General features: G+C 69.0%; 21 protein-coding genes and 4 pseudogenes. 19 read left to right on the top strand and 6 right to left on the bottom strand.

Annotated features, from left to right (window positions below):
• The first annotated feature begins 2 nt into the window (after window positions 1-2).
• Both ACWCQ1_RS37810 and ACWCQ1_RS37805 read left to right on the top strand, forming a co-directional pair.
• Window positions 3-1,160 carry a Gfo/Idh/MocA family protein gene (locus ACWCQ1_RS37810; RefSeq protein WP_451028396.1) on the top strand — a complete coding sequence of 386 codons (1,158 nt, stop codon included), beginning with the start codon at window positions 3-5 and terminating at the stop codon, window positions 1,158-1,160.
• Complete coding sequence (locus tag ACWCQ1_RS37805; RefSeq protein WP_390700739.1) at window positions 1,157-2,164, top strand: sugar phosphate isomerase/epimerase family protein; 1,008 nt, start codon at window positions 1,157-1,159, stop codon at window positions 2,162-2,164. The genes ACWCQ1_RS37810 and ACWCQ1_RS37805 overlap by 4 nt, the downstream gene beginning before the upstream one ends.
• Before the next feature lie 231 nt (window positions 2,165-2,395).
• On the opposite strand, the gene ACWCQ1_RS37800 is transcribed toward ACWCQ1_RS37805, so the two are convergent.
• On the bottom strand, window positions 2,396-3,064 hold the full coding sequence (locus tag ACWCQ1_RS37800) for a TetR/AcrR family transcriptional regulator (protein ID WP_390700738.1): 669 nt from the start codon (window positions 3,062-3,064) through the stop codon (window positions 2,396-2,398).
• 247 nt (window positions 3,065-3,311) lie between these two features.
• On the opposite strand from ACWCQ1_RS37800, the gene ACWCQ1_RS37795 reads away from it, so the two are divergent.
• Window positions 3,312-4,388 carry a lipocalin family protein gene (locus ACWCQ1_RS37795; RefSeq protein ID WP_390700737.1) on the top strand — a complete coding sequence of 359 codons (1,077 nt, stop codon included), beginning with the start codon at window positions 3,312-3,314 and terminating at the stop codon, window positions 4,386-4,388.
• Between the two features lie 773 nt (window positions 4,389-5,161).
• Here the strand turns inward: ACWCQ1_RS37795 and ACWCQ1_RS37790 are convergent.
• Window positions 5,162-5,836 carry a GntR family transcriptional regulator gene (locus ACWCQ1_RS37790; RefSeq protein WP_390700736.1) on the bottom strand — a complete coding sequence of 225 codons (675 nt, stop codon included), beginning with the start codon at window positions 5,834-5,836 and terminating at the stop codon, window positions 5,162-5,164.
• Window positions 5,837-6,154: 318 nt separating this feature from the next.
• Here ACWCQ1_RS37790 and ACWCQ1_RS37785 point away from each other — a divergent pair, with 318 nt between their 5' ends.
• From ACWCQ1_RS37785 to ACWCQ1_RS37770, 4 genes are read left to right on the top strand one after another with little or no spacing between them, the layout of a single operon-like run.
• Window positions 6,155-7,681, top strand: coding sequence for an ATP-binding cassette domain-containing protein (locus tag ACWCQ1_RS37785; protein WP_451028395.1), 1,527 nt, complete (start codon window positions 6,155-6,157; stop codon window positions 7,679-7,681).
• A complete protein-coding gene (locus ACWCQ1_RS37780) occupies window positions 7,678-8,703 on the top strand; it encodes an ABC transporter permease (protein WP_390700734.1) in 1,026 nt (341 codons plus the stop codon). Before ACWCQ1_RS37785 ends, ACWCQ1_RS37780 begins: the two co-directional genes overlap by 4 nt.
• A 51-nt stretch (window positions 8,704-8,754) precedes the next feature.
• A complete protein-coding gene (locus tag ACWCQ1_RS37775) occupies window positions 8,755-9,798 on the top strand; it encodes a substrate-binding domain-containing protein (protein WP_390700733.1) in 1,044 nt (347 codons plus the stop codon).
• A 43-nt stretch (window positions 9,799-9,841) separates the two neighbouring features.
• Window positions 9,842-10,630: a cyclase family protein gene (locus ACWCQ1_RS37770; RefSeq protein WP_451028394.1), complete on the top strand. Its 789-nt coding sequence runs from the start codon at window positions 9,842-9,844 to the stop codon at window positions 10,628-10,630.
• 350 nt (window positions 10,631-10,980) lie between these two features.
• Here the strand turns inward: ACWCQ1_RS37770 and ACWCQ1_RS37765 are convergent, their stop codons facing one another.
• Window positions 10,981-11,670: a GntR family transcriptional regulator gene (locus tag ACWCQ1_RS37765; protein WP_451028393.1), complete on the bottom strand. Its 690-nt coding sequence runs from the start codon at window positions 11,668-11,670 to the stop codon at window positions 10,981-10,983.
• 191 nt (window positions 11,671-11,861) lie between these two features.
• On the opposite strand from ACWCQ1_RS37765, the gene ACWCQ1_RS37760 reads away from it, so the two are divergent.
• From ACWCQ1_RS37760 to ACWCQ1_RS37725, 8 genes and pseudogenes are all read left to right on the top strand, one after another.
• Window positions 11,862-13,214 (top strand): MFS transporter, encoded by a 1,353-nt coding sequence (locus tag ACWCQ1_RS37760; RefSeq protein WP_390700730.1) that lies wholly within the window; start codon window positions 11,862-11,864, stop codon window positions 13,212-13,214.
• Window positions 13,215-13,234: 20 nt separating this feature from the next.
• A complete protein-coding gene (locus tag ACWCQ1_RS37755; RefSeq protein WP_390700729.1) occupies window positions 13,235-14,125 on the top strand; it encodes a transketolase in 891 nt (296 codons plus the stop codon).
• Window positions 14,122-15,126, top strand: coding sequence for a transketolase family protein (locus ACWCQ1_RS37750; protein ID WP_390700728.1), 1,005 nt, complete (start codon window positions 14,122-14,124; stop codon window positions 15,124-15,126). Before ACWCQ1_RS37755 ends, ACWCQ1_RS37750 begins: the two co-directional genes overlap by 4 nt.
• A gap of 41 nt (window positions 15,127-15,167) precedes the next feature.
• Window positions 15,168-15,935: an SDR family NAD(P)-dependent oxidoreductase gene (locus ACWCQ1_RS37745; RefSeq protein WP_451028392.1), complete on the top strand. Its 768-nt coding sequence runs from the start codon at window positions 15,168-15,170 to the stop codon at window positions 15,933-15,935.
• A gap of 375 nt (window positions 15,936-16,310) precedes the next feature.
• A pseudogene (locus ACWCQ1_RS37740) lies at window positions 16,311-17,276 on the top strand (IS110 family transposase); the annotation flags it as partial.
• A 451-nt stretch (window positions 17,277-17,727) separates the two neighbouring features.
• Window positions 17,728-18,999 carry an IS256 family transposase gene (locus tag ACWCQ1_RS37735; protein ID WP_451028435.1) on the top strand — a complete coding sequence of 424 codons (1,272 nt, stop codon included), beginning with the start codon at window positions 17,728-17,730 and terminating at the stop codon, window positions 18,997-18,999.
• A 67-nt stretch (window positions 19,000-19,066) separates the two neighbouring features.
• Window positions 19,067-19,957, top strand: a pseudogene (locus ACWCQ1_RS37730) (NAD(P)-dependent alcohol dehydrogenase); the annotation flags it as partial.
• Between the two features lie 139 nt (window positions 19,958-20,096).
• A complete protein-coding gene (locus tag ACWCQ1_RS37725) occupies window positions 20,097-20,543 on the top strand; it encodes a transposase family protein (protein WP_451028434.1) in 447 nt (148 codons plus the stop codon).
• Here the strand turns inward: ACWCQ1_RS37725 and ACWCQ1_RS37720 are convergent.
• Both ACWCQ1_RS37720 and ACWCQ1_RS37715 read right to left on the bottom strand, forming a co-directional pair.
• Window positions 20,471-21,418 (bottom strand): annotated as a pseudogene (locus ACWCQ1_RS37720) (IS481 family transposase); the annotation flags it as partial. The gene ACWCQ1_RS37725 and the pseudogene ACWCQ1_RS37720 sit on opposite strands and share 73 nt — an antisense overlap.
• Window positions 21,419-21,643: 225 nt before the next feature.
• Window positions 21,644-21,880: a hypothetical protein gene (locus ACWCQ1_RS37715; protein ID WP_451028391.1), complete on the bottom strand. Its 237-nt coding sequence runs from the start codon at window positions 21,878-21,880 to the stop codon at window positions 21,644-21,646.
• A 378-nt stretch (window positions 21,881-22,258) separates the two neighbouring features.
• Here ACWCQ1_RS37715 and ACWCQ1_RS37710 point away from each other — a divergent pair, with 378 nt between their 5' ends.
• From ACWCQ1_RS37710 to ACWCQ1_RS37695, 4 genes are all read left to right on the top strand, one after another.
• Window positions 22,259-23,473: a helix-turn-helix domain-containing protein gene (locus ACWCQ1_RS37710; RefSeq protein ID WP_451028390.1), complete on the top strand. Its 1,215-nt coding sequence runs from the start codon at window positions 22,259-22,261 to the stop codon at window positions 23,471-23,473.
• Between the two features lie 14 nt (window positions 23,474-23,487).
• Window positions 23,488-24,093: a hypothetical protein gene (locus ACWCQ1_RS37705; protein WP_451028389.1), complete on the top strand. Its 606-nt coding sequence runs from the start codon at window positions 23,488-23,490 to the stop codon at window positions 24,091-24,093.
• Window positions 24,094-24,279: 186 nt separating this feature from the next.
• Window positions 24,280-24,813 (top strand): hypothetical protein, encoded by a 534-nt coding sequence (locus ACWCQ1_RS37700; RefSeq protein WP_451028388.1) that lies wholly within the window; start codon window positions 24,280-24,282, stop codon window positions 24,811-24,813.
• A gap of 67 nt (window positions 24,814-24,880) precedes the next feature.
• Complete coding sequence (locus tag ACWCQ1_RS37695; RefSeq protein ID WP_451028387.1) at window positions 24,881-26,401, top strand: ISKra4 family transposase; 1,521 nt, start codon at window positions 24,881-24,883, stop codon at window positions 26,399-26,401.
• Window positions 26,402-26,453: 52 nt separating this feature from the next.
• Here the strand turns inward: ACWCQ1_RS37695 and ACWCQ1_RS37690 are convergent.
• Window positions 26,454-26,657, bottom strand: a pseudogene (locus ACWCQ1_RS37690) (IS256 family transposase); the annotation flags it as partial.

Genomic DNA, 26,657 nt, shown 5'->3' with positions numbered 1-26,657 from the left:
CCATGCCCGGCGACACCTTGCGCGTGGCCCTCGTCGGACACGCGTTCATGGGAGCCTCGCACTCCCAGGCGTGGCGCACCGCGCCGCACTTCTTCGACCTGCCCCTGACTCCCGAGCAGACCGTCGTGGTCGGCAGGGACGCCGAACGCGCGACACAGGCAGCCCGGCGGCTGGGCTGGCAGGAGAGCGCGACCGACTGGCGTCAGGTCGTCGAGCGCGACGACATCGACCTCGTCGACATCTGCACCCCCGGTGACACCCACGCCGAGATCGCCGTCGCCGCCCTCGCGGCCGGCAAACACGTCCTGTGCGAGAAACCCCTGGCCAACACGGTCGCGCAGGCCGAGGAGATGACGGCGGCGGCCCGCCACGCGAGCGGGCGCGGCATCCGCTCCATGGTCGGCTTCACCTACCGGCGCGTGCCCGCCGTCGGGCTCGCCCGGCAGCTCGTCGCCGAGGGCCGGATCGGGCGCGTACGGCACGTCCGCGCCCAGTATCTGCAGGACTGGCTGGCGGATCCGGCCACTCCCATGAGCTGGCGGCTGGAGAAGGACCGCGCCGGGTCGGGAGCGCTCGGGGACATCGGCTCCCACATCGTCGACCTCACGCAGTACCTCACCGGCGAACGGCTCACCGGGGTCAGCGCCCTGACCGAGACGTTCGTCGACAAGCGGCCGCGGCCGGACGGCACGGGCCCCGGCAAGGTGACCGTGGACGACGCCGCCGTCTTCCTCAGCCGTCTCGAAGGCGGCGGCCTGGCCAACTTCGAGGCGACCCGCTACGCCCTCGGCCGCAAGAACGCGCTGCGCATCGAGATCAACGGGGACCGGGGCAGCCTCGCCTTCGACTTCGAGGACATGAACGTCCTGCACTATCTCGACGGCACCGATCCCGCCGCGAGCGCCGGATTCCGCCGGGTGGTCGCCACCGAGCCCGAACACCCGTACGTCGCCGCCTGGTGGCCGCCCGGCCACGGCCTCGGCTACGAGCACGGCTTCACCCACCAGGTCGTGGACCTGCTCACCGCCATCGCCCAGGGCACCGACCCCGAGCCGTCGTTCGCCGACGCCCTCCAGGTGCAGCGCGTACTGGACGCCGTGGAGCACAGCGCCGCACATCAAGCCCAGTGGACCGCCGTTCAGGACAAGGAGAGCCGATGACCCGCCCCGTCACCCTGTTCACCGGCCAGTGGGCCGACCTGCCCTTCGAGGAGGTGTGCCGGCTCGCGTCCGGATGGGGCTACGACGGCCTGGAGATCGCCTGCTGGGGCGACCACCTCGACGTCGCCCGCGCAGCCGAGGACGACACCTACCTCGCCGGCCGCCGTGCCCTGCTCGACAAGTACGGCCTCCAGGTCCACGCCATCTCCAACCACCTGGCCGGTCAGGCCGTCTGCGACGACCCGATCGACGAGCGCCACCGCGCCATCGTCCCTGCCAGGGTCTGGGGCGACGGCGACGCGGAAGGCGTACGCCGCCGCGCCGCCGAGGAGATGAAGCTCACCGCACGCGCGGCGGCACGCCTCGGCGTCCGTACCGTCGTCGGCTTCACCGGATCGAAGATCTGGAAGACCGTGGCGATGTTCCCGCCCGTACCCGAGTCGATGATCGACGACGGTTACGCCGACTTCGCCGCCCGCTGGAACCCCGTCCTCGACGTCTTCGACGAGGTCGGCGTGCGCTTCGCCCACGAGGTGCACCCCTCCGAGATCGCCTACGACTACTGGACGACGACCCGCGCCCTCGAAGCGGTCGGCCACCGCGAGGCGTTCGGGCTCAACTGGGACCCGAGCCATTTCGTCTGGCAGGACCTCGACCCGGTCGGCTTCCTGTGGGACTTCCGGGACCGGATCTACCACGTCGACTGCAAGGACGCGAAGAAGCAGACGGGCAACGGCCGCAACGGCCGGTTGGGCTCCCACCTGCCGTGGGCCGACCCGCGCCGCGGCTGGGACTTCGTCTCCACCGGCCACGGCGACGTGCCGTGGGAGAGCTGCTTCCGCATGCTCAACACCATCGGCTACGACGGCCCCGTCTCCGTCGAATGGGAGGACGCCGGCATGGACCGGCTGGTCGGTGCCCCCGAGGCCCTGGCCTTCGTGCGGCGCCTGGCCTTCGACCCGCCCGCCGCGGCGTTCGACGCGGCATTCTCGACGGGAGGGTGAGGGTGCGGGGCGACCGCCGCCCGAGCGTGCGGTCGCCCGGAGCCCACGGCCGGCCCGGCGGTGCTGTCCGGACGGCCTGAAACGGCATCGTGCGGCTCAGCCCGGAGAACGTCTCGGCCATGCCGTACTACGCGGCCGAACACCGCTGCGCCTTCTGGCGCGTTCTTGGACGGGCGTAGCCGAGCAGGGGTTGGGCTTGGGCGCACGTACCGTGAGCGGTTTCGTCGGGCCTCACGCCATGACCCGGTTGAACTCGTCCTTGTCGAGTGCGCGGTGCGGCAGGGGAGTCGGATGGTGCTGGTCGTGGCGCAGGCCGTCCAGGAAGAGGACGAGGTAGCGCCTCCACACGTCGGGGGCGACGGCGCGGGTCTGCTCCGTGACGGTTCCGAGCATGAGCTGCATGAGCGGGAAGTCGGTGGCTTCGAAGTCGCCGCGGAGCCGGCCGGCCTGCTGGGCGCGTGCGATGAGGGCGCTGAGCGCCTGGATGAGGCGGTCCCGGGCGGCGGCCACCCGGATCTTGCCGTGCACGCCCTCCAGCAGGGCTTCCCGCAGCCCGCGGTCTCCGGCGAAGTTCTCGGCGGTGGTCAGGAAGAACTGGACGAATCCCTCCCAGGGGTCTTCGTGCGTGAGTGCCTGCTCGGCCAGTGCGACGAGACGCTCGGTGGCCTCTTCGAAGACCGCTTCGACGAGTTGCTCGCGGTTGGCGAAGCGACGGTAGGCGGTGCCGACGCCGACGCCCGCCTGGCGCGCGATGTCGTCGATGGTGACATCGAGTCCTCGCTGGGCGAAGACCTCCCGGGCGGCGGCGAGGATGCGCAGCCGGTTGCGTTCCGCGTCGGCTCGCAGGGGGCTCGGGTGTGGGTCCGGGGGCGGTGGTGTGGAGTCGGTCCTGCGGCTCATGGATCCACTGTATCCCGCATCTGGAGAAGGCTTCTCCAGTTTTGGTGCTAGGGTGGATCCGCAACTGGAGAAGACTTCTCCGGTTGTGCGGTCGAGCTGCCATGTGGGCCCGACCGGGTATTTCGTCATGCTTCCCTTCCCTACGGCAACCCTTCTCCCCGGTCCATCCCCACATCCAGCGAGAGTACGAAACAGTTTCGTACACCACTGCAGGCACCTGAGCAGGACATCCGTACAAGGAGTCATCATGCGCAAGACCACCATCGGCGCGGCCGCCGTCGCCTCCGCCCTGATCGCCTCGTTCGCCCTCGCCTCGGGAGGAACGGCCACCGCGAGTACCGACGCCGGCCCGGCCGCGGCGGGCAGTACCGCCTCCGGGCAGGGGCTGAGGCAGACCGGTCTTCCGGTCGCCGTCGACCCCGCCGCCGGCCTCACCGCCAACGCCGACCGGCCCACCGAGTCCTGGTACGTGACCGCGCACGTGACCGCCGGAGGCCACCGGTACGGATTCATGGCCAACTACCTGACGTCCGGTGACGGCAAGCAGGGGTACACCCTCTCGACCGTGTCGATCACCGACGAGGACACCGGCTGGTTCACCAAGTCGGAGCTCGCTCTCCCGCCCCGGGCGGGCCTGTCCGGCAAGCAGGGCCTGGACATCCACACCGACAACATCACCTGGACCGGTGACACCAAGGAACAGAAGCTGCGCGCCAAGGTCCCCGAGGGAACCCTCGACGTCACCTTCCGCCCCCAGGGCAACGTCCTCTACAACATGGGCACCGGCTACTTCCCCATGTTCGGCGACGCGAAGTACCCGAACTACGAGTACGCGCTCCCCACCATGGACACCTCCGGCACGCTGACCCTCAAGGGCCACACCGAGAAGGTCCGCGGGGAGTCCTGGCTGGACCGCCAGTGGGGACCCCTTCCCGACATCTCCACGGGCAAGGCCTCGTGGACCTGGATGAACCTCGACCTGTCCAACGGCGACAAGATCAGTCTCTGGAAGACGAAGGAGAGCAAGGAGAACACCTGGGCGACCGTGCTCAATCCCGACGGCACCCACACCCTTGCCGAGGCGACCCTCACGCCGGACCAGTCCACCCTCTGGACCAGCCCCCACACCGGCAAGAAGTACCCCACGCGCTGGAAGGTCACCATCCCGGGCGAGCACGCCAAGCTGAACGTCAAGCTCTACGCCGACGACCAGGAACTGACGGTCCCCGGGCCCCGCTACGAAGGCAGCGCCGCCGTGACCGGCACCTACGACCACCGCCCGGTCGCCGGCAGCACCTACGTCGAGATGACCGGCGGACAGTAGCCGCCCACGGCCACTGCACCACCACTCGGCCACAAGAGTCCTGTCCCTTCGTTCGGCCCCGGAGTCTCTCCAGCGCCGCCGCCGACTGCCTCGACGGCAGCAGCCCAGCGGACCCGGCCCTCCAGGCCCAGGCCGGCCTGGAGGGCTACTCCACCGCCTACTGATGGTCGGCCGTCTTCTTCTCCGTCGGCCTGGTCATCAGCGTCGTCCTGTACCGCCGCGGCATACCCGCCCAGGACCCGGACGCGGCGCCCGTCGTCCACAGGTAAGACCCCGACCGGGCCCACGACCGCACCCCACCCTCCGCGACGGCTCGCCGTAAACCCGGCGGGCCGTCGCGGCTCTGCGCCCAAGCACCCTCGTCGGGCGGCCTGACATATGGAATCGGCGCGGGACCGTCCTGACGAATGCGTATGCCCGGAGGGGGTGTTACACCTGCCGGGGAGAAGGACGACGGTATGAAGCTGGGCGCCGCCGACGAGTGTGGTGCGTCTGAAATCGCGGGGTCGTCCCGCCCTCCGCGCGTCGCAGCACGATCCTCGCGTGAAGGGTCAGGAGTCGTGTCGGTGAGAAGCCGCTCGGCCTTCGCGCGCCTCGCCCGACGCGTCAGCTGGTCTCGTCGTCGCGGATGCCGGACACGGTGATGACGCCGCAGGCATCCCGTGAAGATCGAGCAGGCGATGTCGCGGCCGTCACCGCCTCAGCCCTGATCGGCTGAGGCCCTCGTCCGCTCTGCACCCCGGCGCCCGGGACGACCTGGGCCGCCAGAGGCTTCAGCCTGCTGAGGTGCGGTCGTCGTCGCTGGCCAACTGGGAGCCGGCGAGAGCCATGTGCCCCCGCAGCACATCCAGGGCGCCGGCTTCGTCGCCGCGTTCGATGGCGTCCACGATCGGTTCGTGCCGAGCGGCGGACATGGGCAGGCGGCGTTGCTCGTTGCTGGCGCTCATCACGGTCACCCGGATCGGGCCTTCCAGATGTCGCCACGTTCTGACCAGCATGGAGTTGCCGGACAGCTCGCACAGCAGGAGGTGGAAGCCGAGATCGGCCTCCACCTGGGCGGCGAAGTCGCCCGCGGCCTGATCGAGCCGGATCAGTGCCCGCCGCAGTTCCTCGACCGCGGCCTGGCGTCCGGCGGAGGCGATCACACCGGCGACGGCCAGGCCCTCGAGGGCGGCCCGCACCTCGTACAGTTCGTGCACCTCCGTCGGCGAGAGCCGGTGCACCTGGAGCATGCCTCGTGCGGCGGGAACCAGCAGTCCCTCTTGTTGCAGGTGCCGCAGCGCCTCTCGGACCGTGCCCCGGCTGATGCCGAGCCGACTGGCCAGTTCGACTTCTCCCAGATGCTCACCGGGCTGGTACTGCCCGGTGAGGATCGCGGTCCGCAGGGCACGCAAGGCCCGTTCTCGCAAGGTGCTGCGATCCAAGCTGGACAGGGATTCTGCGGCCATGGAGGGTCACCACCCCAACTTCAGTCCCAGACAGGATAGCCGACAATCGGCTGATGACTGTTGACACTCGGCAGTCAACTCACTTCACTATGAGCTGCGACACAGCCGTCACGCCGTTGAAACACGCATTTTGAGCCCAACCGCTAGCTAGTCGTCTTTCGGTCACACGTTGCATGTGGTGTGTGAGTACACCGTCGGTAAGCAGTGGCTACTGCCTGCTACCGGTTTGCCCCGGCCCCTCGGCCCATGGGCGACCACCGGCGAAACAGCGACTCATACAGCGACGTGCCATCGAAACCTCGAATCGAGGTAACAGCCATGACCGTCGCCACTCCGCTCCTGGCCGTTCGCGGTCTCACCAAAGCCTTCGGGTCCACCCGCGCGCTCGACGGTGTCGACCTGACCGTCGGGGCCGGCGAGGTGCACGCGCTGCTCGGCGCCAACGGGGCCGGCAAGTCGACACTGCTCGCCATCGTGGCCGGCGTCGAAAGCGCGGACGCCGGTGAACTGAACGTGGCAGTCCAGGACTCCCGTGACCACCCGCCGGTGGCCATCGTCCATCAGGAGCTGTCGCTGCTGCCGCACCTGTCGGTTCTGGAGAACATCGCCACACACGAACTGCTGCTCGCCGGCCGGGGACGGGGGCGGCGACGTCGGGCGCGTGCCGCGGCCGGGGCCGCGCTGGCCTCCCTGGGCCAGGATGCCGCCATCGACCTGGGCGCCCGGGTCGGCGATCTTCCGCTGGACCGCCAGCAGATGGTGGAGATCGCCCGCGGGCTGGCGCAGGGATCACGACTGCTGCTGCTGGACGAGCCCACTGCCTCACTGAACCGGCCGCAGGCGGAGAAGCTGTACACCGTGCTGCGCGGGCTGACTGCCAGCGGGGTGGGAGTGGTGCTGGTCAGTCACCGCTTCCGGGAGATTCGCGAGGTGGCCGACGTGGCCACCGTGCTGCGCGACGGACGCACCGTGGTGGACCGTGTGCCGTTGACCGACATCGACGACCGCACCCTGCTGGCGGCCATGGTCGGGGACGCCGCCCGGGCACTCGACCGGCCGGTGCCCAAGGCCGACCCGGCGGCCGGTGAGCCGCCCCTGCTCGAACTGCTCGACTCCGAAGCGCCCCTGCGGGTCGACCCCGGCGAAGTCGTCGGGATCACCTCTCTCGATCCCAGTGCCGCCAGTGACCTGCTGCTGCGGGCCTGGGGTGACCGCCCCCACCCGCCCGGGCAGACGATGCGGGTCCTGGGCCTCTCCACCGCCCGCTGGTCGCCTCAGCGCGCGTTGCGCGCGGGTGCCGGCTATGTCTCGGGCGACCGGGCCCGCGACGGTGTGCTGGGTGACCTCAGTGTGCTCGAGCATCTCCTCGGCCCGCAGCGGGTGGCCCGGCGGCGCCTGATCGCCCGCCCGGACGTGGCCACCGCCCGGCAGCTGGTCGACCGGTTCGCCATCAAACTGTCCGACCTCGCCGCCCCGCCCGAGGCGCTCAGCGGCGGCAACCAGCAGAAGGTGCTGTTCGCCCGCTGGGCCCCGCTGGGGGTACGGCTGCTGCTGCTCGACGATCCCACCCGGGGCGTCGACATCCACGCCAAGGTGGACATCTTCCAGGCCGTCGACGAGGTCGCCGCCGCCGGCGGCGGCGCCTTGTGGTGGTCCTCCGACCCCGAGGAACTGGCCGCGCGATGCCATCGGGTGCATGTGCTCGCCGGCCCCCGGGTCACCGCGACCCTCTCCGGCTCCCAGCTCACCGAGACGCAGATCGTCGACGCCCTGAACGCGAGCAGCACCACGGCCGCCGAGGCGCGGCCCCGACCCGCCGGCCCCGCAGAAGGAGGACCCCGGTGACCACCGTCCACACCGACCAGAAAGACGTCAGCCCCGGTCCGGCCCACTCTGTCCGCTACGGCGGGCCACGGCTGCTGCAGGTCGCCTCCCGGTTCCGCGTGGAGCTGGTCATCGCCGCCGCCTGTGTCCTGGTCGAACTCCTGCTCAGCACCGTCCAACCGGCCGCGATCAGCAGCGGCAACATCACCAACATCGCCCAGACCGCCGCCCCGCTGGTCATCATCGCCCTGGGGCAACTCCTGGTCATCGTCACCGCCGGGATCGACCTGTCCGTCGGATCGGTGTTCTCCCTGACCGGAATCGCCGCCGCCGCCCTGCTCAACCATCACGCGCCCACAGGCGTCGCGGTGTTGGGGGCGCTCGGCCTCGGCGCGTTGTTCGGCCTGTTCAACGGCGTGTGCGTCGCCGTGCTCGGACTGGCCCCGTTCATCGTCACCCTGGTCACCTACTCGGTGGCGGCCAGCCTCGCCTTCGTGGTCACCAACGGCAACTCCCAGCCGGTCGGCTCCACCGGCTTCGGCTCCCTCAACTCCGGCCACTACCTGGGGATCCCCAACTACCTGCTGTACGTGATCGTGCTGGTCGTCCTCCTGCAGTTGCTGCTGTCCGGTACGACCCAGGGCCGCTGGCTGTACGCGGTGGGCAGCAACGAGCGCGCCGCCCGGCTCATCGGGGTGCCGGTGCGCGGCATCAAGCTGGCCGCCTACACCGCGTCCGGGCTCCTGGCCGCGTTCGCCGCCGTCCTGTCCGTCTCCTACCTGGCCAACGCCGAATCCACCGCTGGGACGGGCCTGGAGCTCCAGGCCATCGCCGCCGTCGTCATCGGCGGCGCCAGCCTGTTCGGCGGGGTCGGCTCCGCGGTCGGCGCCCTCACGGGAGCGGTGCTCGTCGTGGTGATCCAGAACGCGGTGAACCTGCTCGGGGTCAACAGCTTCTACCAGGGCACCATCACCGGCCTGGTCATCCTCCTCGCCGTGCTCGCCGAGCGCCTCACCCGCCGCAGCCGCGCCCGCGGCGCCTGATCCGCCCGCCGGCGAGCACCCCACCCGCAGACCCCCAGAAAGGACCAACCCATGCGCTCAGCCCGTTCCCGCAGAGACCGCAGGGCCCGCCGACCGCTCGCCCTGTCCGCAACCGTCCTGGCCACGGCCCTGGCCGCGGTCGGCTGTCAGGCCAACAGCTCGGCCACCCCCGGCCAGGCCAAGACCGTCAAGGGCATGAAGGTCGCCTACCTCGCTCCCTCGCTCGACATCTCCTACTGGCAATGGGTCTACTCCGGCGTCCAGCAGGAGGCCCGCAAGCACGGCCTCAAGGTCACCCGGTACAACGCCAACAACTCGCCCAGCGCGCAACTGGCCAACGTCAAGACCGCGATCGCCGCCGGAGCCGACATGATCGTCATCGGTCCGGTCAGCTCCACCAGCACCCCACCGGTCCTCGCGGCGGCCAAAGCCGCCAAGGTGCCCATCTCCTTCGCCGGCATAGGCCCCCAGCCCGGCGCCACCGACTACACGTCCGCGATCACCGCGAACAACTACCGCACGGGCGTCGACGAGGGAAGCTTCGTCTGCCGGCAGGCCAAGAAGCGCGGCGGCAACAAGATCGGCATGCTGTCGCTGCCCCAGGACAGGGAGAACGCGCAGAAGTACCTGCGGGGAGCGCGGGAAAGTTTCAAGCGCGACGGCTGCAAGCTGGTGCAGATCCTGCAGAGCCACAGCCTGACCGTCAGCGAGGCGGTCTCCCAGACCAACGACCTGCTCACCGCCCACCCCGACATCACCGGCATCTACGGCATGTACGACGCGGCCGGCACGGGCGCGGCCAAGGTGCTGAAGACCCGCGGATCGGTCGGCAAGATCGCCCTCGCGACCGCCGACGGCAGCCCCACCACCGTCGCGCTGCTCAAAGAAGGCGCCATCCAGGGACTGTTCCTGCAGGAGGCCGTCGGACAAGGGATCGAGGGCGTGATCCAGGACGTCAACGCCATGCTCGGCAAGCCGGTGAAGAAGAGCATCCCGCTCAACGAGCCCCTGGTCACCACCGGGACGCTGACCTCGCCCGAAGCCCAGAAGGTGCTGCAGCGGACCTACCCGCCGTCGGCCGGCCCCTACAACTGACCAACCGCATACGGAGACCGCCCAACTGCATACGGAGACCGACATGTTCAGCGATCACGATCTCGTCGACCTCACCCTCACCCTCGACGAACGACTGCCCACCACCTGGCCGCCCCACGTTCCCTTTCTCCGGCACATCTGGAACTGGTTCGAGGACGTGGACGAGGGTCACCACGTGCTGCGCAGCCACTGCGGCTCGTACTTCACCGAGGCTCTGCTGCTGGACGAGCACATCGGAACCCACTTCGACGCCCCCTCCCACTTCCTCCCGGAGCACGCCCACACGGGAGCGGACCCCATCACCGGTGACATGGTCGACGTGAGGGTCTTCTCCGGCGCCGCCGCGGTCATCGACGTCACGGCCGTGGAAGCCCGCGGCGCCGCACCCGGCACCAGCCCCTTCATCACCAAGGACGACGTGGAGAGCTGGGAGAAGCAGCACCGGACGCTGCAAGCCGGAGACATCGCCCTGTTCCGCACGGGCTGGGACCGCTACTACACCAGCCGCAACGGCGGGCGCGGATACGCCTACGACGTCGCCGTACTGAAACAAGCCCCCGGGTGGCCGGCCCCGGACGTCGACTGCATGCGCCACCTGCTCGACCGCGAGGTGCGCTGCATCGGTACGGACGCCCCCAGCATGGGAGCCGCGCAGGACGGGGGCCCGGTCCATGTCGAGGGCCTCGGCGGTGGCGCCGTGTTCATCGAAGGACTCGCCAACCTCGGCCAACTCCCCGACACCGGCGCCTACTTCCAGTTCCTCCCCTTGAAGATCTCCAGGTCGTCCGGCGGCCCGGGCAGGGCGATCGGCTGGCTGCCCGCAGCCCGGTAGTGGGCCGTGTGCACCCGGCCGGGGAGGGCGAGGGAAGAGTGCGCCGAGGACGCCTCGGTCACGAACGGGACGTCGACGACGTCGCGGCGCCCGGCCACCGGTAAGGCCACACGCCGGAACCCGTCCCGGCGCGTGGGCTCCGGCCTCGTCACTCGCAGCTCGCCATCCCGTGGCGGAAGGCCGTTTCGGCGCACGGACCGTCCGTCGTACGCGGACGCTGGGCCCTGCGTCTCGATCACCGTCGGCCGACGGGCAGATCGTGGCGAGCCGACGGCTCCGGACGCACCGCCACACTGCAACGTCCTGTCACCTCGTCCAGAGTCAGTCCGGCAGCAGACGTCGGTCCAGGGTCAGGCGGTCTCACGGGTGCCGTCGTGTTCGATGCCCAGCTGCTCGATCGCCGAGGTCATGTGCGCGTGCAGGATCGCCTGGGCCGCCGCCGCATCTCCGCGTGCGATCGCGTCGGCGATGGGCGCGTGGGAGGTCGCGGACATGGCTACATCACGGCGTTCGCCTGCGGCGCTCATGATGACCACGCGCATGGGTCCCTCGAGCTGCCGCCAGGTCCTGAGGAGTATCGAGTTGCCGGAGAGCTCGCACAGCAGCAGATGGAAGCCGAGATCGGCCTCGACCTTCGCGGCCAGATCCGCTCCTGACTCGAAGGCGTCGTGGAGCTTTTCCAGTGCCTTGCGCAGTGCTTCGGCCGCGTCCTGTCTGCGTGGTGACGCGATGATCTGCGCAACCGCGAGTCCTTCGAGGGCTTCCCGGACCTGGAACAGCTCCCGCACCTCGGTCGGGGTCAGTTGGGACACGCGCAGCATGCCGCGGGCTCCCGCGGTGACGAGCCCCTCCTGCTGGAGGTGGCGTAGAGCTTCGCGTACCGTGCCGCGGCTCACCGACAGGTGCTCGGCGATCTCCACTTCTCCGAGGTGGTCGCCGGGGCGGTACTGACCGGTGGTGATGGCCGTCCGCAGGGCCACGAGCGCTTGCTCCCGGAGGGTCGTCGAGCGAGTGAGACTGGACAGCGCCTGACCGGACACGGTCGAAACCCCTTTCAACGCCGCGAGCGATCATAGTAGCCCAGCTGTCGTCTGCTGACAGTCGGCAGTTTGACCGCCGGGAGGGTTGACACGTCTCTTCATCGGGCCCAGCATCATTCTCGACTGTTAACAGTCGACAGCCAACAGCGAGCCCGGGACGGCTCGCTCGCCTACGATCAAGGAGGATCGGCATGGCTGAGTTCTCGGCGCCGCAGCAGGCGGCGCACGGGTCGCCCGAGCGTCTGAGGGTCGCCGTCGGGTGCGGGGTCGGCGCGACCATCGAGACATACGACTTCATCGGCTTCGGGACGGCCGCCGCTCTCTATTTCGGTGATGTGTTCTTCCCGGACTCCGATCCGCTCTCGGCCACCCTGCTGTCCTTCGCGACGCTCGGGATCGGCTTCGCCGCACGGCCGCTCGGCGGTGTGATCGCCGGACACCTCGGCGACCGGATCGGCCGCAAGCCCGTACTGGTCGGCTCCCTGCTGCTGATGGGCATCGCGACTGTACTGATCGGCTGCCTGCCCACGTACCAGATGGTCGGGATCTGGGCGCCGGTGCTGCTGGTGGTCGTCCGGGTGATCCAGGGGCTCGCCTTCGGCGCCGAGTGGGGCGGTGCCATCCTGATGACCTTCGAACACGCTCCGTGGCGGCGGCGTGGGCTGTACACGGGCATCACCCAGGCCGGCTTCCCGGTCGGGCTGCTGCTCGCCAACCTCGCCTTCCTGTTCAGCCGGCACACCCTGAACGACACCTGGGCCTGGCGCGTGCCGTTCCTGCTCAGCTCCGTCCTGATCGCGGTCGGCATCTTCATCCGGCTCAAGATCGACGAGTCGCCCCAGTTCGAGGCGCTCAAGGAGTCCGGCGAAGTCGTCAAGAACCCGTTGCTCGAGGTGATCCGGGAGGACTGGCGCAACGTCCTGCGGGCCTTCTGCCTGCGCATCACGGAGACCGCCGGGTACGCCGTCTCGGTCACCTTCGTGCTGTCCTACCTGGACGACGGCGACGCCCCCGACGTCTCGAGCACCACCACCCTCACCGCCCTGGTGACCGCCGCGGCCCTCGGTATCGCCGCCACCACGCTCTGGGGCCGCCTCTCGGACCGGATCGGCCGCCGCCCGGTCTATCTGCTGGGCTGCGCGGTGAGCGTCGCCTGGGGCTTCCCGCTCTTCCTGTCCGTCAACACCGAAGCCGCGGCACTCGTCCTGCTCGCCTTCCTGATCAGCTACGCCGTCTGCCAGAACTCTCTCGCGGGTGTCCAAGGGGCCTGGTTCTGCGAGCTGTTCGCGACCAGGACCCGTACCGCCGGAACCTCCCTGGCCTACCAACTGTCCGCTGTGGTCTCCGGGTTCACACCGATGATCGCCACGGCGCTCTACTCCGCCACCGGTTGGACCGGGCCCGCCATCCTCTTCAGCTGCTACGGGCTGCTGGGCCTCGTGGCGGCGCTGGTGACGCGCGAGACATGGGGCGTGGACGAACGCCGGGCAGCCGACCGGGCGGTGACCGCGTCCGCCCAAGCCCCTCTCCCTGCTACCCCCTGACAGAGACGAGGATCAACGTGATGTCCCCTCAGGCAGTCGGAACAGCGGTTCCGTCGACCCGGCGCGTCAGCGCCCTGAAGGACTCCGCCTACCGCATCCGTATGCACGCGCTGGACATGGGGGAGACCCAGGGCCAGGGCTACATCGGACAGGCGCTGGGCGTGGCCGACATCCTGGCCGTCGTCTACCAGGATGTCCTCAACCACCGTCCCGCCGAGCCGGACTGGCAGCAGCGCGACCGGTTCCTGCTCTCGATCGGCCACTACGCGATCGCGCTGTACGCGGCGCTCGCCGAGGCCGGCGTTCTGGACGTCGGCGAGCTCGCCACCTACGGCAGCGACGACTCGCGCCTGCCCATGTCGGGCATGGCCTCCTACACGCCCGGCATGGAGATCTCCGGCGGCTCCCTGGGCCATGGCCTCGGCGTGGCCACCGGCATGGCGCTCGGCCTGCGCCACCAGGGCAGCGACGCACGCGTCTACAACCTGCTCTCCGACGGCGAACTGGACGAGGGCTCCACCTGGGAGGCGGCACTTGCCTGCGCCCACCACGGCCTGGACAACGTCACCGCCATCGTCGACGTCAACGCCCTGCAGGCGGACGGCCCGACCAAGGGCGTGCTGCGCACCGAGCCGGTCACGGCCAAGTGGGAGGCCTTCGGCTGGCACGCCATCCGCGTGGACGGCAACGACATCGAGGCGCTCCTCGCGGCCTTCGACAGCCTGCGCGGGCACCGTGGCTCACCGGCCGTGGTCATCTGCGACACCCGGATCGGATGCGGCGTCCCGATGCTGGAGACGCGCGAGAAAGCCCACTTCATGCGGGTCGAGGAACACGAATGGCAGCTCGCCCGCGACCAGTTGACGGAGCGTCACCACACCGCCGCCCAGGAAGAGGGAACCGCCCGATGAGCACCTCCGTCCCGGCCCAGGCCCCGCAGCGCAAACTCACCACCTCCGCGATGATCGCCTCGATCGCCGAGGAGGGCCAGCGCACCACCAAGGCGCCCTTTGGACACGCGCTGGCCCGGCTCGCCGACGAACGACCCGACATCGTCGGACTCTCCGCGGACCTCGCCAAGTACACCGACATGCACGTCTTCCGGGACGCCCACCCCGACCGCTTCTTCCAGATGGGCATGGCAGAACAGGCGATGCTGGGCGCGGCCGCGGGTCTGGCCGAGGTGGGCCTGACCCCGTTCGCCTCCACCTACTCCGTCTTCGCCACCCGCCGCGCCTACGACTTCCTGTGCCTCGACATCGCCGAGCCGCAGCTGAACGTCAACGTCGTGGGCGCCCTGCCCGGCCTGACCACCGGCTACGGCCCCAGCCACCAGGCGACCGAGGACCTGGCCATCCTGCGGGGCATGCCCGGCCTGACGATCGTGGACCCCGCGGACTCGATCGACATCGAACAGGCTGTCCCGGCACTGGCCGCCCACCCCGGCCCCACTTACATGCGGCTGCTGCGCGGAGCCGTACCGACCGTCCTCGACGAGTACGACTACCGGTTCGAACTCGGCAAGGCGGCGCGGCTGCGCGGCGGACGCGACGTGTTGTTCATCTCCACCGGCCTCATGACGGTACGGGCCCTGACCGCGGCCGAGGAACTCGCGCACGACCAGGTGGACGTCGCCGTCCTCCACGTACCGACGATCAAACCGTTCGACCGCGAGACGGTCCTGCGGGAGACCGCCCAGGGACGCCTCGTGGTAACGCTAGAGAACCACAGCGTCGTCGGGGGCCTCGGCGAGTCCGTGGCGTCCTGTCTGGCCTTCGCTCAGCAGACGGCACGCATCGTCCCGATCGGGCTGCCGGACGAGTTCCTCGCCGCGGGCGCGCTGCCCACGCTCCACGACCGCTACGGCCTCTCCGTCGCGGCGATCAAGGAACGCGTCCGCCGCGAACTCTGAACCCGTCCACTCCTCTTCCCCCCCCTTCTCAGGAGCACCGCATGGGCACCGACCCCACCCCTCGCACCGCCGTCATCACCGGCGCCGGCTCCCGGCGCGGCATCGGCCGCGCGACCGCGCACGCCCTGGCAGCTGCCGGCTACCACATCGCCGTCCTCGACCTGGACAAGGAGGCCGCCGAGGACACCGCCCGGGAAGTCGCTGACAGGCACGGGGTGCAAGCCCTCGGACTTGCCGCGGACGTCACCGATGCCGACGCGGTCGACGCCGCCGTCGGGGCGGTCGAAGCAGCGCTCCCGCCGGTCGGCGCCCTGGTCAACAACGCGGGGATCACGTCCCCGACCCGCTTCCTCGACGTCACGCCCGCCGAATGGGACCGGATCCTCGAGGTCAACGTCCGCGGGAGCTTCCTGGTGACCCACCGGGTGGCTGCCGGGATGGCCGAGCGCGGGTTCGGCCGCATCGTCTTCCTGTCGTCCGTCTCCGCCGAGCGCGGGGGTGGGGTGTTCGGCGGAGTAGCCTACTCGACGGCCAAGGCCGCCCTGTTGGGCTTCGCCAAGGCGCTCGCCCGCGAACTCGGCCCGTCCGGAGTCACCGTCAACTCCGTCGCCCCGGGCCTGATCGACACCGACATCACCCAAGGCAAGCTGGACGAGCAGCGCAAGGCGGCCATGATCGCGGACGTTCCCGTACGCCGCATCGGCGCGGTCGAGGACGTGGCCGACGTCATCGCCTTCCTGGCCCGGCCCGAGTCCGGCTACCTCACCGGCGTGACGTACGACGTCAACGGCGGGTCCCACATCCATTGACCGGGCCCCGAGCGGAGGGGAAGGCCGACCGGCGGATCACGTGCGCACCTCCCGGTCGGCGGCCGCCACGGGGAAGACCCGTTCGGTCGGCTGCGAGACTGAGGTGCAGGACGCGTTTCCTGCAGACGGCGCTGGTCGCACACATCGGCGGGGACCGCGGCGCAGCCGCCATGCGGTGGGACATGAGGAAGGGGCACGGTACATGCGGCTCATCCCTGCCGGCGAGATCGCCTGATGACGGTCATCGCTCTTGAGGAGCACCACGGCACGCAGGCCTTTCGGTATGCGAATGCGGACCATCCCCTCCTGCGGACCCCGCAAGTGCGAGAACCCCATGACGGCCCCGCTGGAGCGGGGTTCTCGGGGGTCGGCGAGCAGATACTCGTCTATCTCACCGGCCTCGCCGTCTACCGGGCCTCGGCGACCTACCGCGGCGAGGGGAAGACGGACGCCAAGGACGCCTTCGTCATCGCCGACCAGGCCCGCGTCCACCGGGACCTCGGCCTGCTGCGGCCCGGTGACGAGATCGCTGTCGACCTGCGCACCCTGACCACCAGGCGCCTGGACGTGGTCTTCGACCGTACCCGGCAGATCAACCGGCTTCGTGCTCAACTGCTGGAGATCTTCCCGGCGTTGGAGCGGTCGCTCGACCTGACCCGCAAGGGGCATGTCCTGTTGCTGACCGCTCACCAGACTCCGGCCGCGATCCGCCGGGCGGGCACCAGACGGATCGAGACCTGGCTGAGGAACAGGGGTGTCAGAGGTGCCGCCTCGATCGCGAAGACGGCCGTGGAGGCGGCGCAGGCCCAGCACACCGCGCTGCCCGGTGAGAAGCTGGCCGCTGCCATGGTGGCCCGTCTCGCGAAGGGGGTGATGGCCCTCGATGAGGAGATCGCGGAACTCGATGCCCTGATCGAGGCCCGGTTTCGCGAGCATCCGCACGCCGAGGTGATCCTGAGCCTGCCCGGCATGGGCGCCAGACTCGGCGCCGAGTTCATCGCCGCGACCGGCGGAGACATGGACGCCTTCGGCAGCTCCGACCGCCTGGCCGGCTTCGCCGGCCTGGCCCCCAGACCTCGTGACTCTGGACGCGTCAGCGGCAACCTCCGCAGGCCCAGGCGCTACCATCGCGGTCTGCTCAGGACCATGTACCTGTCGGCCATGGTCAGCTTGCAATGCTGCCCGGCCTCGAAGGCGTACTACGACCGGAAGCGAAGCGAGGGCAAGGGACACAAGCAAGCCCTGCTGGCCCTCGCACGCCGACGCCTCAACGTTCTGTGGGCGATGATCCGTGACGGAGAGTGTTTCCATTCTTCACCTCCCGTCACACTCGCGGCTTGACATCACGATTGGGAAGTTCCTTAGGAATGTTGGGCGGTCCGGCAGGACCGGGTGTGGCCGATGGGGTGTATTCCGTCGGTGGTTTGTGGAGAATGGCCGCCCGGTACTCCGGGACGCTCCCACTCGCGCCAATGGCTTGCCGGCCCCACGAGGCCTGACGTCGGGGTGTCGTCCTCATCCTCGACGGCCTGCGCATCGAAGCCGTCCACCCGCTCCCCGCCGCCCCGGCAATCGCATGGCAATACGGGATGGCCGCTCGCGGTCACGACGACCGCCGCCGTACTCCTGAAACCGCCCCCAGCACCGACCAACACGCAACAGGACACATCGGAGCAACCGTGCTGACCGTCAACGCCTATGCCGCCGCCTCGCCCCCTCGGGTCTGTACGCTCACCGGTGTAATTGATGATCATGGAAGAGACATCAAGTGACTGACACCGTGACCGAGTTCGTGGCCGCCGATGACCAGGCGGAACCGTCGCTGGAGACTGCGGCGGTCGAGCAGAAGCTGATCGACCAGCTCGTCGAGCAGGCCCGGAGCAAGGGCCTGCAGCTGACCGGCGAGGGCGGCCTGTTGCAGCAGCTGACCAAGACGGTTCTGGAGTCCGCCCTGGAGGGCGAGATCACCGACCATCTCGGCTATGACAAACACGATTCGGCGGGCAAGGACGGCGGGAACTCCCGTAACGGCACCCGGTCCAAGACGGTGCTGACGGACATCGGGCCGGTCGAGATCGACGTGCCCCGTGACCGGGAGGGCTCCTTCGAGCCGGCCATCGTCAAGAAGCGGCAGCGCCGGCTGACGGGTGTGGACGAGATGGTCCTCTCGCTCTCGGCGAAGGGCCTCACGCACGGGGAGATCTCCGCGCACCTGGCCGAGGTCTACGGCGCGAGCGTGTCCAAGACGACCATCAGCACCATCACCGACAAGGTGATGGACGGCATGGCCGAATGGCAGAACCGCCCGCTCGACCGCGTCTACCCGGTCGTCTTCATAGACGCCATCAACGTCAAGATTCGCGATGGCCAAGTAGCGAACAGGCCGATCTACGTGGCTCTGGCGGTGACCGCTGAGGGGCACCGAGACATTCTCGGACTGTGGGCCGGTGACGGTGGCGAGGGCGCGAAACACTGGCTGCGGGTGCTCTCCGAGCTGAAGAATAGAGGCGTCGAGGACGTCCTGATGCTGGTCTGCGACGGGCTGAAGGGGCTGCCCGACGCGGTCGGCGAGGTCTGGCCGCGAACTGTGGTGCAAACGTGTGTAGTTCACCTGCTGCGGGCGTCGTTCCGATACGCGGCCCGGCAGGACTGGGACAAGATCGCGAAGGCGCTGAAGCCCGTCTACACCGCGCCGAGTGAGGACGCGGCCACGACCAGGTTCCTGGAGTTCGCCGAGGTCTGGGGGAAGAAGTATCCGGCGATCGTCCGCCTCTGGGAGTCCAGTTGGGCCGAGTTCACGCCGTTCCTCCAGTTCGATGCGGAAATACGCCGCATTGTGTGCACGACGAACAGCATCGAGAGCGTCAACGCCCGCATCCGCAAGGCCGTCCGCTCCCGCGGGCACTTCCCGACGGAGCAGGCCGCGCTCAAGTGCGTCTACATGGCTGTCATGAGCCTCGACCCGACCGGCGCCGGCCGCAAACGCTGGACCATGCGCTGGAAGGGCGCGATGAACGCCTTCGACATGGCCTTCGACGGCCGCCTCACCGCAGGCCAACTCTAGCCACACCAACCCCAGTTACACCGCTAGCTTTACAGACCCAGCCCCGACAACCGTCGAACGCCGCGATCTGGGCCCGCGTGACGTACTGATCGAGATCAAGTACTGCGGCATCTGCCATACCGACATCCACTGGGTCCGCGGCGACTGGGGAGCCAAGGACTACCCCGTCGTCCCCGGCCACGAGATCGCCGGCATCGTCACCCAAGTCGGCCCGGAGGTCACGCGGCACGCCGTCGGCGACCGCGCCGGCGTCGGCTGCATGGTCAACTCCTGCCGCGAGTGCGGCCCGTGCCGCCAGGGCGAGGAGCAGTACTGCACCCAGGGCCACATCCTCACCTACGGTTCGGTCGACCGCGACGGCACGCTCACCCAGGGCGGCTACTCCACCCATGTCGTCGTCGACCAGGATTTCGTCCTGCGCATCCCCCAAGGCATCGGACTCGACACGGCGGCGCCGTTGCTGTGCGCGGGCGTCACGACGTATTCACCGCTCACCCGCTGGGGCGCCGGTCCCGGCAAGATCGTCGGCGTCATCGGTCTCGGCGGTCTCGGCCATGTGGCCGTGAAACTGGCGAAGGCGATGGGTGCCGAGGTCACCGTCCTGTCCCGCACACTGGCGAAGCAGGACGACGGGCTCGGCCTCGGCGCCGACCACTACTACGCCACCAGCGACCCGGCGACCTTCGAACACCTGGCGAGCACCTTCGACCTGATCGTCAACACCGTCAGTGCCGAACTCGACATCGACGCCTATCTGTCCCTGCTCGCCGTCAACGGCACCCTGGCCATCGTCGGCGCCACCCCCAGGTTCTCCCTCGACCGCTTCAGCCTGGTGCGCAACCAACGGGCCTTCGCCGGCTCCCAGATCGGCGGAATCCCCATCACCCAGCAGATGCTCGACTTCTGTGCTGAGCACGGCATCGGCGCCGAGGTCGAGGTCATCCCGGCGGAGCATGTCGGCGTACACGTGAACGTGGCTCTGGCAAGATTTTCGTAGGCGGAGATCATCTGGGTGCGGCGGCCGCCGGAGCCGCGTAACGGGCAGTCTCTGACTGTGGTCTGCTGAACTGCCGTCTGTTTTACCGCATTTGGCGGGTGTGCTGGTCGAGTCGGTCGATGTCTCCGGTCCTTGCGTGGTGGTCCGGGCCCGGACCAGATCCGGCGCGCCGGCGGGTTGTACGGGGTGCGGGACGAGGAGCGAGCGGAGCCATAGCCGTTACGTGCGGCACCTCGCTGATACCGCGCTCGGTGGCCGTCCGGTGCGGATCGACTTGAGCGTGCGCCGTCTGTACTGCGAGAACACGGTCTGTCCGAAGGTGACCTTTGCCGAACAGGTGCCGGAGCTTACGGTGCGCTATCAGCGGCGCACGCCGCTGCTGCAGCACCTGGTCGAGGCAGTCGGTGTGATGCTGGCCGGCCGGGGCGGGGCCCGGATGCTGCGTGTCCTCAACGTCGAGCTCTCGCGATGCATGTATTGCCCTGTGAGGTTGGGGACGCGGCTGGCGGGTGGTTGGCCGTTGAGCGCGGTGTGTCCGCGGTGGTGATTGTAGGTGTGCAGCCAGTCGGGGAAGGCGTCGCGTCGTTCCTGCTCTGTTCGGTAGGAGCGGGTGTAGGCCCATTCGTCGAGCAGGGTGCGGTTGAAGCGTTCGACCTTGCCGTTGGTCTGTGGCCGGTAGGGCCGGGTTCGCTTGTGGGCGATCCCGGCCGCTGCCAGTAGGTCGCGCCAGTCGCGGGAGCGGTAGCAGGAGCCGTTGTCGGTCAGGACCCGCTCGACAGTGATCCCGCACGAGGTGAAGAACGCCTGGGCGCGGGTCCAGAAGGCGGTTGCGGTTTCCTTCTTCTCGTCCGCGTGGATCTCGCTGTAGGCGAGGCGGGAGTGGTCGTCGACGGCGGTGTGGAGGTAGCTGTAGCCGGCGTTCTGGCGGTTCTTGCGGCCCGCCTGGCGGCCCAGGACCTTGTGGCCGCCGCCGTCGGGGATGTTGCCGAGCTTCTTGATGTCCACGTGCACCAGCTCGCCGGGACGGTCGCGCTCGTAGCGGCGTATAACGCGGCCGGTGGCCCGGTCCAGGTGCGTGAGGCGGGCCAGACGGTAGCGGGTCAGCACACGGTGCACGGTTGAGGGCACCAGCCGCAGCAGGTGCGCGATGCGGGTCGGCCCCCAGCGGCGCAGGACACGGACCTTGATGATGCGCCGCTCGGTGCGGGTCGGTGTTCTGCGCGGGCTGGTGCGCGGGCAACTGGAGCGGTCGCTCATGCCTGCTTCGCCGAACGTCCGATAGCGGTCGGCCCACCGCTGGGCGGTGGTCGGCGAGACCTGGAAGCGTTCGGCGGCCCGGCGCAGGGTCCATCCGTCATCGACCACGCAGCGGGCAAGGCGCAGTCGGCCGGTCTCGGTCAGGGGTGCATTACGGTGGGGCATGAGGGCCTTCTGCTGGTCGGTGGAGATGTCGCAATCCACACCGAACCCGGAAGGCCCTCACTCGTTCAAGATCACCCCACCGTGATCACTGTCACCAACCTCCGTGGACAGAACAGCTAGCGCTTCGTCATCGACACCTCGACTCTGGCGACCGGGCCCTGAGCACGGTCCCCGCCATCGGAACCGGTCACGGGGACGGGGCGCCCGAGAGGGCCAGCCCCAGTGCTACGCCGGCTCACGCCCTGTCCCCACCGCCTGGAGCGCCCCTGATCGCTCCAGGAAGAAGCGCCGACTGGTGGCGTTCTGGGCGAGAGCGAAGCCGAGAGCGAAGACCTTCTGGCGATCGAGTCCGTAGGAGATCATCCGGTTGTTCCACAAGCTCTGGTCGAACTGGCTGTGCACGGACAGCGACCTTTGCTGGTCGACGCTGTCCTCAACGATCTGGCGGCGAGCAGCCCGCATTAGAGGACCGGGACGATCGTGCTGGGGGCCTCCTCTTCTGCACTCTGCCCTGGTCTGCGGAGTCATCCAGGGGCGCGGGGTCTCGGCGTGGCGCTCCTCCTGTCCCGCGGGTTGCGAGATCCGCGGGTATGTAGATCATCATATCGATCACGCGGTGAGCGTGCTGCTGGCATGGCTTGGGCCTGGACGTGCCGTGTGGTCTCACTCGGTGCGAGGAGTGGCCGTGGCCGCACTGGCGGGCGTCCAGTGCGTCACAGCAGGCCCAGATTCGCAACCATCGCATAGAAATAGTTGCGATGATGGAGATTGGTTGCGACACTGGTATCGCAGGGATGGACGGCGTGAGGGGAGGCGGCTATGCGAGGCGGACTGACAGGCATGGAAGCGCTGGGTTCGTTGCTTCCTGCAGAATCCTTGACCCGGACTGCAAGCCCTGCCGACGTCGGACACCGAGTCGGACAGGCCCGTACCCGCCGTGGACTGACGGGTGATGCCCTCGGTGCCCTCGTCGGGCTGGGTAAGGACCAAATCTCGAAGATTGAAAACGGTCGGCGCAAGATCGGTGTCCGGGAGCTGCCGAAGTTCGCGGAAGCCTTGGGCGTCTCGGTAGCCCATCTGCTCGGGCAGCCTTCCCGGCCGACCTTGGCCATGGCTCACCGGCTGGCAGGCGACACCAACCCGGACGAGGACAGTAACGCCAAGCGCCGCGCCCTGCAGTTGCTTGAGGTCGAGGACGTTCTGACGCAGCGCGCGGCGCCGCCTCCTGCCTTGCCGACCGCAGCAGGGCAGCAGGTTTTCGACTACGCACGCAGGGAACTGTCCCAGCGTCCGCGCAACAAGGCCGAGGCCGAACGCCAGGGCAAACACCTGGCCGAGCAAATGAGACGCCAACTTGGCCTGGGGTCGCACGAGCTGGGTGACCTGCCCGGACTGATCGAGCGGCACTTCGGGGTCGACGTAGCGTTGTCTCCGCTCGGAACTCAGACGGATGGGCTGTGCATCCATGGTGACGGTGTGGCGCTTATCGTGGCCAGCACTGACTTCTCCCAAGGCCATGTGCGGTTCACACTCGCTCACGAACTGGGCCACCACCTGCTCGGTGACCCTCGAGACGTCATCAACGAGGGCGAGCGGGACATGTTCGCCGACAATCTGCAAGAAAGGCGTGTCAACGCCTTTGCGGGCCAGTTGCTGATGCCCGAGGAGGGCATTCGCGAGACCCTGAAATGGCTGAGTGTCGGACGTGTCACCGAGCGCAGCCTGGTGGCACTCATGGAGCAGTTCGGCGTCTCCCTGGCGGCCCTGGTCTACCAGCTCTGCGCCATGGGCTTGATCACCTACGATCAGAGCAAGCGCCTGCGCAGCCAGAGGGTGACAGATCTCGTCACACGCCACGCCTCGGTGGCTCCCACTGGTGCGGGGATCACGGTTCGGCAGACAGTCCGCGCGCCCGAGCGTCTCTTGAGCGCCGCGGTAGACGCAGCCCGCAACCAGCACGTGGGCCTGGGCGTAGTGGCGACATTGCTGCAACGCGAGGACGACGATGCTTTGTGGGATGTGGTGATGGAAGCTGATCCCGAGGTGCTCGTCTGACGCCGGCCAGCGCGGTGACGACTCCCGCGCCCGCAAAGCCTGCCCTGTGGTTCGTCGACACCTCCTCGCTGTTGTCCCTTGCCGCTGATGACAACTTGCGCCAGACGGTGCAGGGCGAACTGGTATCGCAGCGCCGCGTCTTGCTGGACGTCGTCCTCGACGAGCTGGACCGCCTGGCAAGCCAGGGCCCGCCGGGCATCAAAGACCTGGCGGTAGCAGCGCTGGGGCAACTCGACTGGCTCGGCGAACCCGTAGACACCGACGAACTTGTCGCGGCGGAGCGGGTCGTGGAGATTCAGGACATCATGCGCAGCGGCAGGAGCCTGAGACATGCGGCGGAGCACTGGGCAGAGTCAGTGATCATGGCCATGGCCGAGCGGCTTCAGCAGATGGACCCGTACATGCTGTGCGAGGACTACAACGCACGCATTGAATCACTCCACCACAACCTCACGCCCTTCAGCATCCACAAGCTGCTGGCTCGCATGGTCCAGGCTGATCGCCTCGCCGCTGACGAAGCGGTTACTTTCGCCGATGCTCTCCAGGCTGCTGAACGAGGGAAGGACTACACGGCCGCGGAGTTCATATCCGGCCGGTTGGGACGTGTGGGCCAGCCCTAGCCCGGGGAGCTGGACGGCCGCCGACCTCCCGCCGCCGACATCTGGTCGAGCACGCACACTCAACGCCGTGGGCGGCTGGCGCATGTGAGATGGGTGCGGCTCGTTTCGAGGGATGGGCTGACCTGCGAAGACGTTGATTGGTCTGCGGGTGGGCAGGTCTCTTCCTGACGGGAGGAGGCGGTGCTGGTGGGTTCATTGCTTGAGGCGATCGAGGCCGAGGATGCCGCGGTCCGGGGGCGGGTGGAGGAACTTGAGGCTCAGGCCGCGGAGCTGACGGTGCGGCTGGAGGCTGAGCGTGAACGGCTCTCGCGGCTGGTGATCACGCGGGAGACGGCGGGTGAGCTTCTGGCGAGGATGGCCGGCGGTGATCGGGCAGAGCCGGTGCGGGAGCCGCCGGGGGCGGAGGATGTGTCGCCGTTCGCGGGGGTGGAACGGCGGGTCGTGGGAGTTCTGGCGGTGCCGAAGTGGCAGCCGGGGCTGGAGCCGGGAGTGCTGCCACGGGACTATCAGGACATCCTGGAGGTTGTGGGGGATGCTCCGGGGCCGGTGCGGGCGAAGCAGATAGTGCCGAGGATCGGCCTGCCCGCCGAGACCGCGAAGATCGAGGGGACACGCGCGAAGCTGAAGCGTCTGGTCGAACGCGGCTGGCTGGACGAGACCTCGCCCGGCCTGTTCACCCCGTCCCGCACCAGGACGGCCGGTTCGTCCAACTCGCCCTGAAAGAGGGGCTCTTCCTTCTAGATTCGTAGGTGCCAACCAAAACGAACCGGAAGAAAGAAGAGCCCGGGTGGAACAGTACGACACCAGCGGCACGCCTGACCCGTTCGCCCGCTCGGTCAGTGCCTTCGAATCGCTGACGGCCACCCTGTCAGCAGGAGGGGCCGGCGAGTGGACCCACTCCGAACTGGAAGAACACCTCGACCACGCCGGACGCGCCCTGATCCGCCAGCTCCTGCAGGACCATCTCGACCTGCGGGCGATACGCGAGGAACAGCGAACCCGGGACGTATCCGCTCCACGCCTGGTGGGGCCGGAAGGAAAAGAGCGTCCGTGGCGCGAGGCGGGGCACGAACGGTGGCTGGCCTGCCTGTTCGGACACGTGAGGGTGCGCCGCGTCGCCCACCGGGGACCGGGAGTGGGTAACGTGCATCCCGCGGATGCGTGTCTGTCGCTGCCCGCGGGGCGTCACTCGCTGGGCCTTGGGCGCCTGGCGGTCACCGATGCCGTCCGCGGCTCCTACGGCCAGGCCCTCGAAGCGGTCCGCCGCCGCTGCGGCCATGTGCTGGGCAAACGGCAGCTCGCCGGGCTCGTGGTGTCCGCGGCCGCTGACATCGACGCGTTCTACCGGGCCAGGACCGCCGTCCCCTGCACCCGCATCCAGGCCGACGGCAAGGGCATCGTCATGCGGCCCGAGGCCCTGCGCGAAGCGACCCGCATCAAGGCCGAGAAGACCGCGGCCCAGGGCCGACGCGGCCGGCTCGCACCCGGCGAGAAACCCAACCGCAAACGAATGGCCACCGTCGCCTGTGTCTTCGACGTCCGCCCCGCACCCCGCCGCCCCCACGACGTGATCCACCCGCCCGGCGGCCGCACCGGCCACCGCACACCCCGGCCCGGCCCGAAAGCCAGGAACAAGTGGTGCACCGCCTCGGTGATCCGCCCGCCCGAACACGTCATCGCCGACGCTTTCGGCCAGGCCCACGATCGCGACCCGCACCACCACCGCCCCTGGATCGTCCTCGTCGACGGCGCCCACCACCAGCTCGGCCTCATCCACGCCGAAGCCGAGCGCCGCAACATCACCGTCCACGTCCTGCTCGACTTCATCCACGTCGCGGAGTACGTCTGGACCGCCGCGCACGCCTTCCACACCCCCGGCAGCCCCGAGGCCGAGACATGGGCAGCCGACCATCTCACCACGATCCTCGCAGGCCAGGCCCTGCGCGCAGCCGACGAGATGCTGGCCCAGGCCGACCGTGAACGCCTGCCCGGCTCACGCCGCCAGGCCGTCACCAGCTGCCACCGCTACCTCACCGGCCACCTCGACCAGCTCCACTACGACACCGCACTCGCAGCCGGCTGGCCCATTGCCACCGGCGCCGTCGAAGGCACCTGCCGCCACCTCATCGGCGACCGCCTCGACATCACCGGCGCCCGCTGGGGACTCGAAGGAGCCGAAGCCGTCCTCCGCCTCCGCGCCCTCACCGCCAACAACGACCTCGACGCCTACTGGACCTTCCACACCCAGCGCGAACACCAGCGGCTCTACCCCAGCCCCGACCAGGACGGATACACACTGACAGCCTGACCCACGACCTTCACTGGGTGTGTCAACTTAACGGCTGATCTTGGTTGTTGAGTTATCGCTGGTTGGTGGGGGTCAGGCGGCCGTCGAAGGCGATCTGGAAGGCGTTGAGGGGTGCCTTCCAGCGCATCGTCCAGCGGCGCCGGCCCTTGCCCGTCGGGTCCAGGCTCATCAGTGCCATGTAGACGCACTTCAACGCGGCGGCCTCTGTGGGGAAGTGGCCGCGGGCCCGAACCGCCTTGCGGATCCGGGCGTTCAC

It is taken from the genome of Streptomyces sp. NPDC002144, assembly GCF_053593695.1.
The sequence above is the reverse complement of the archived record's forward strand: the minus strand, read 5'-3'. Positions and strand labels throughout refer to the sequence as shown.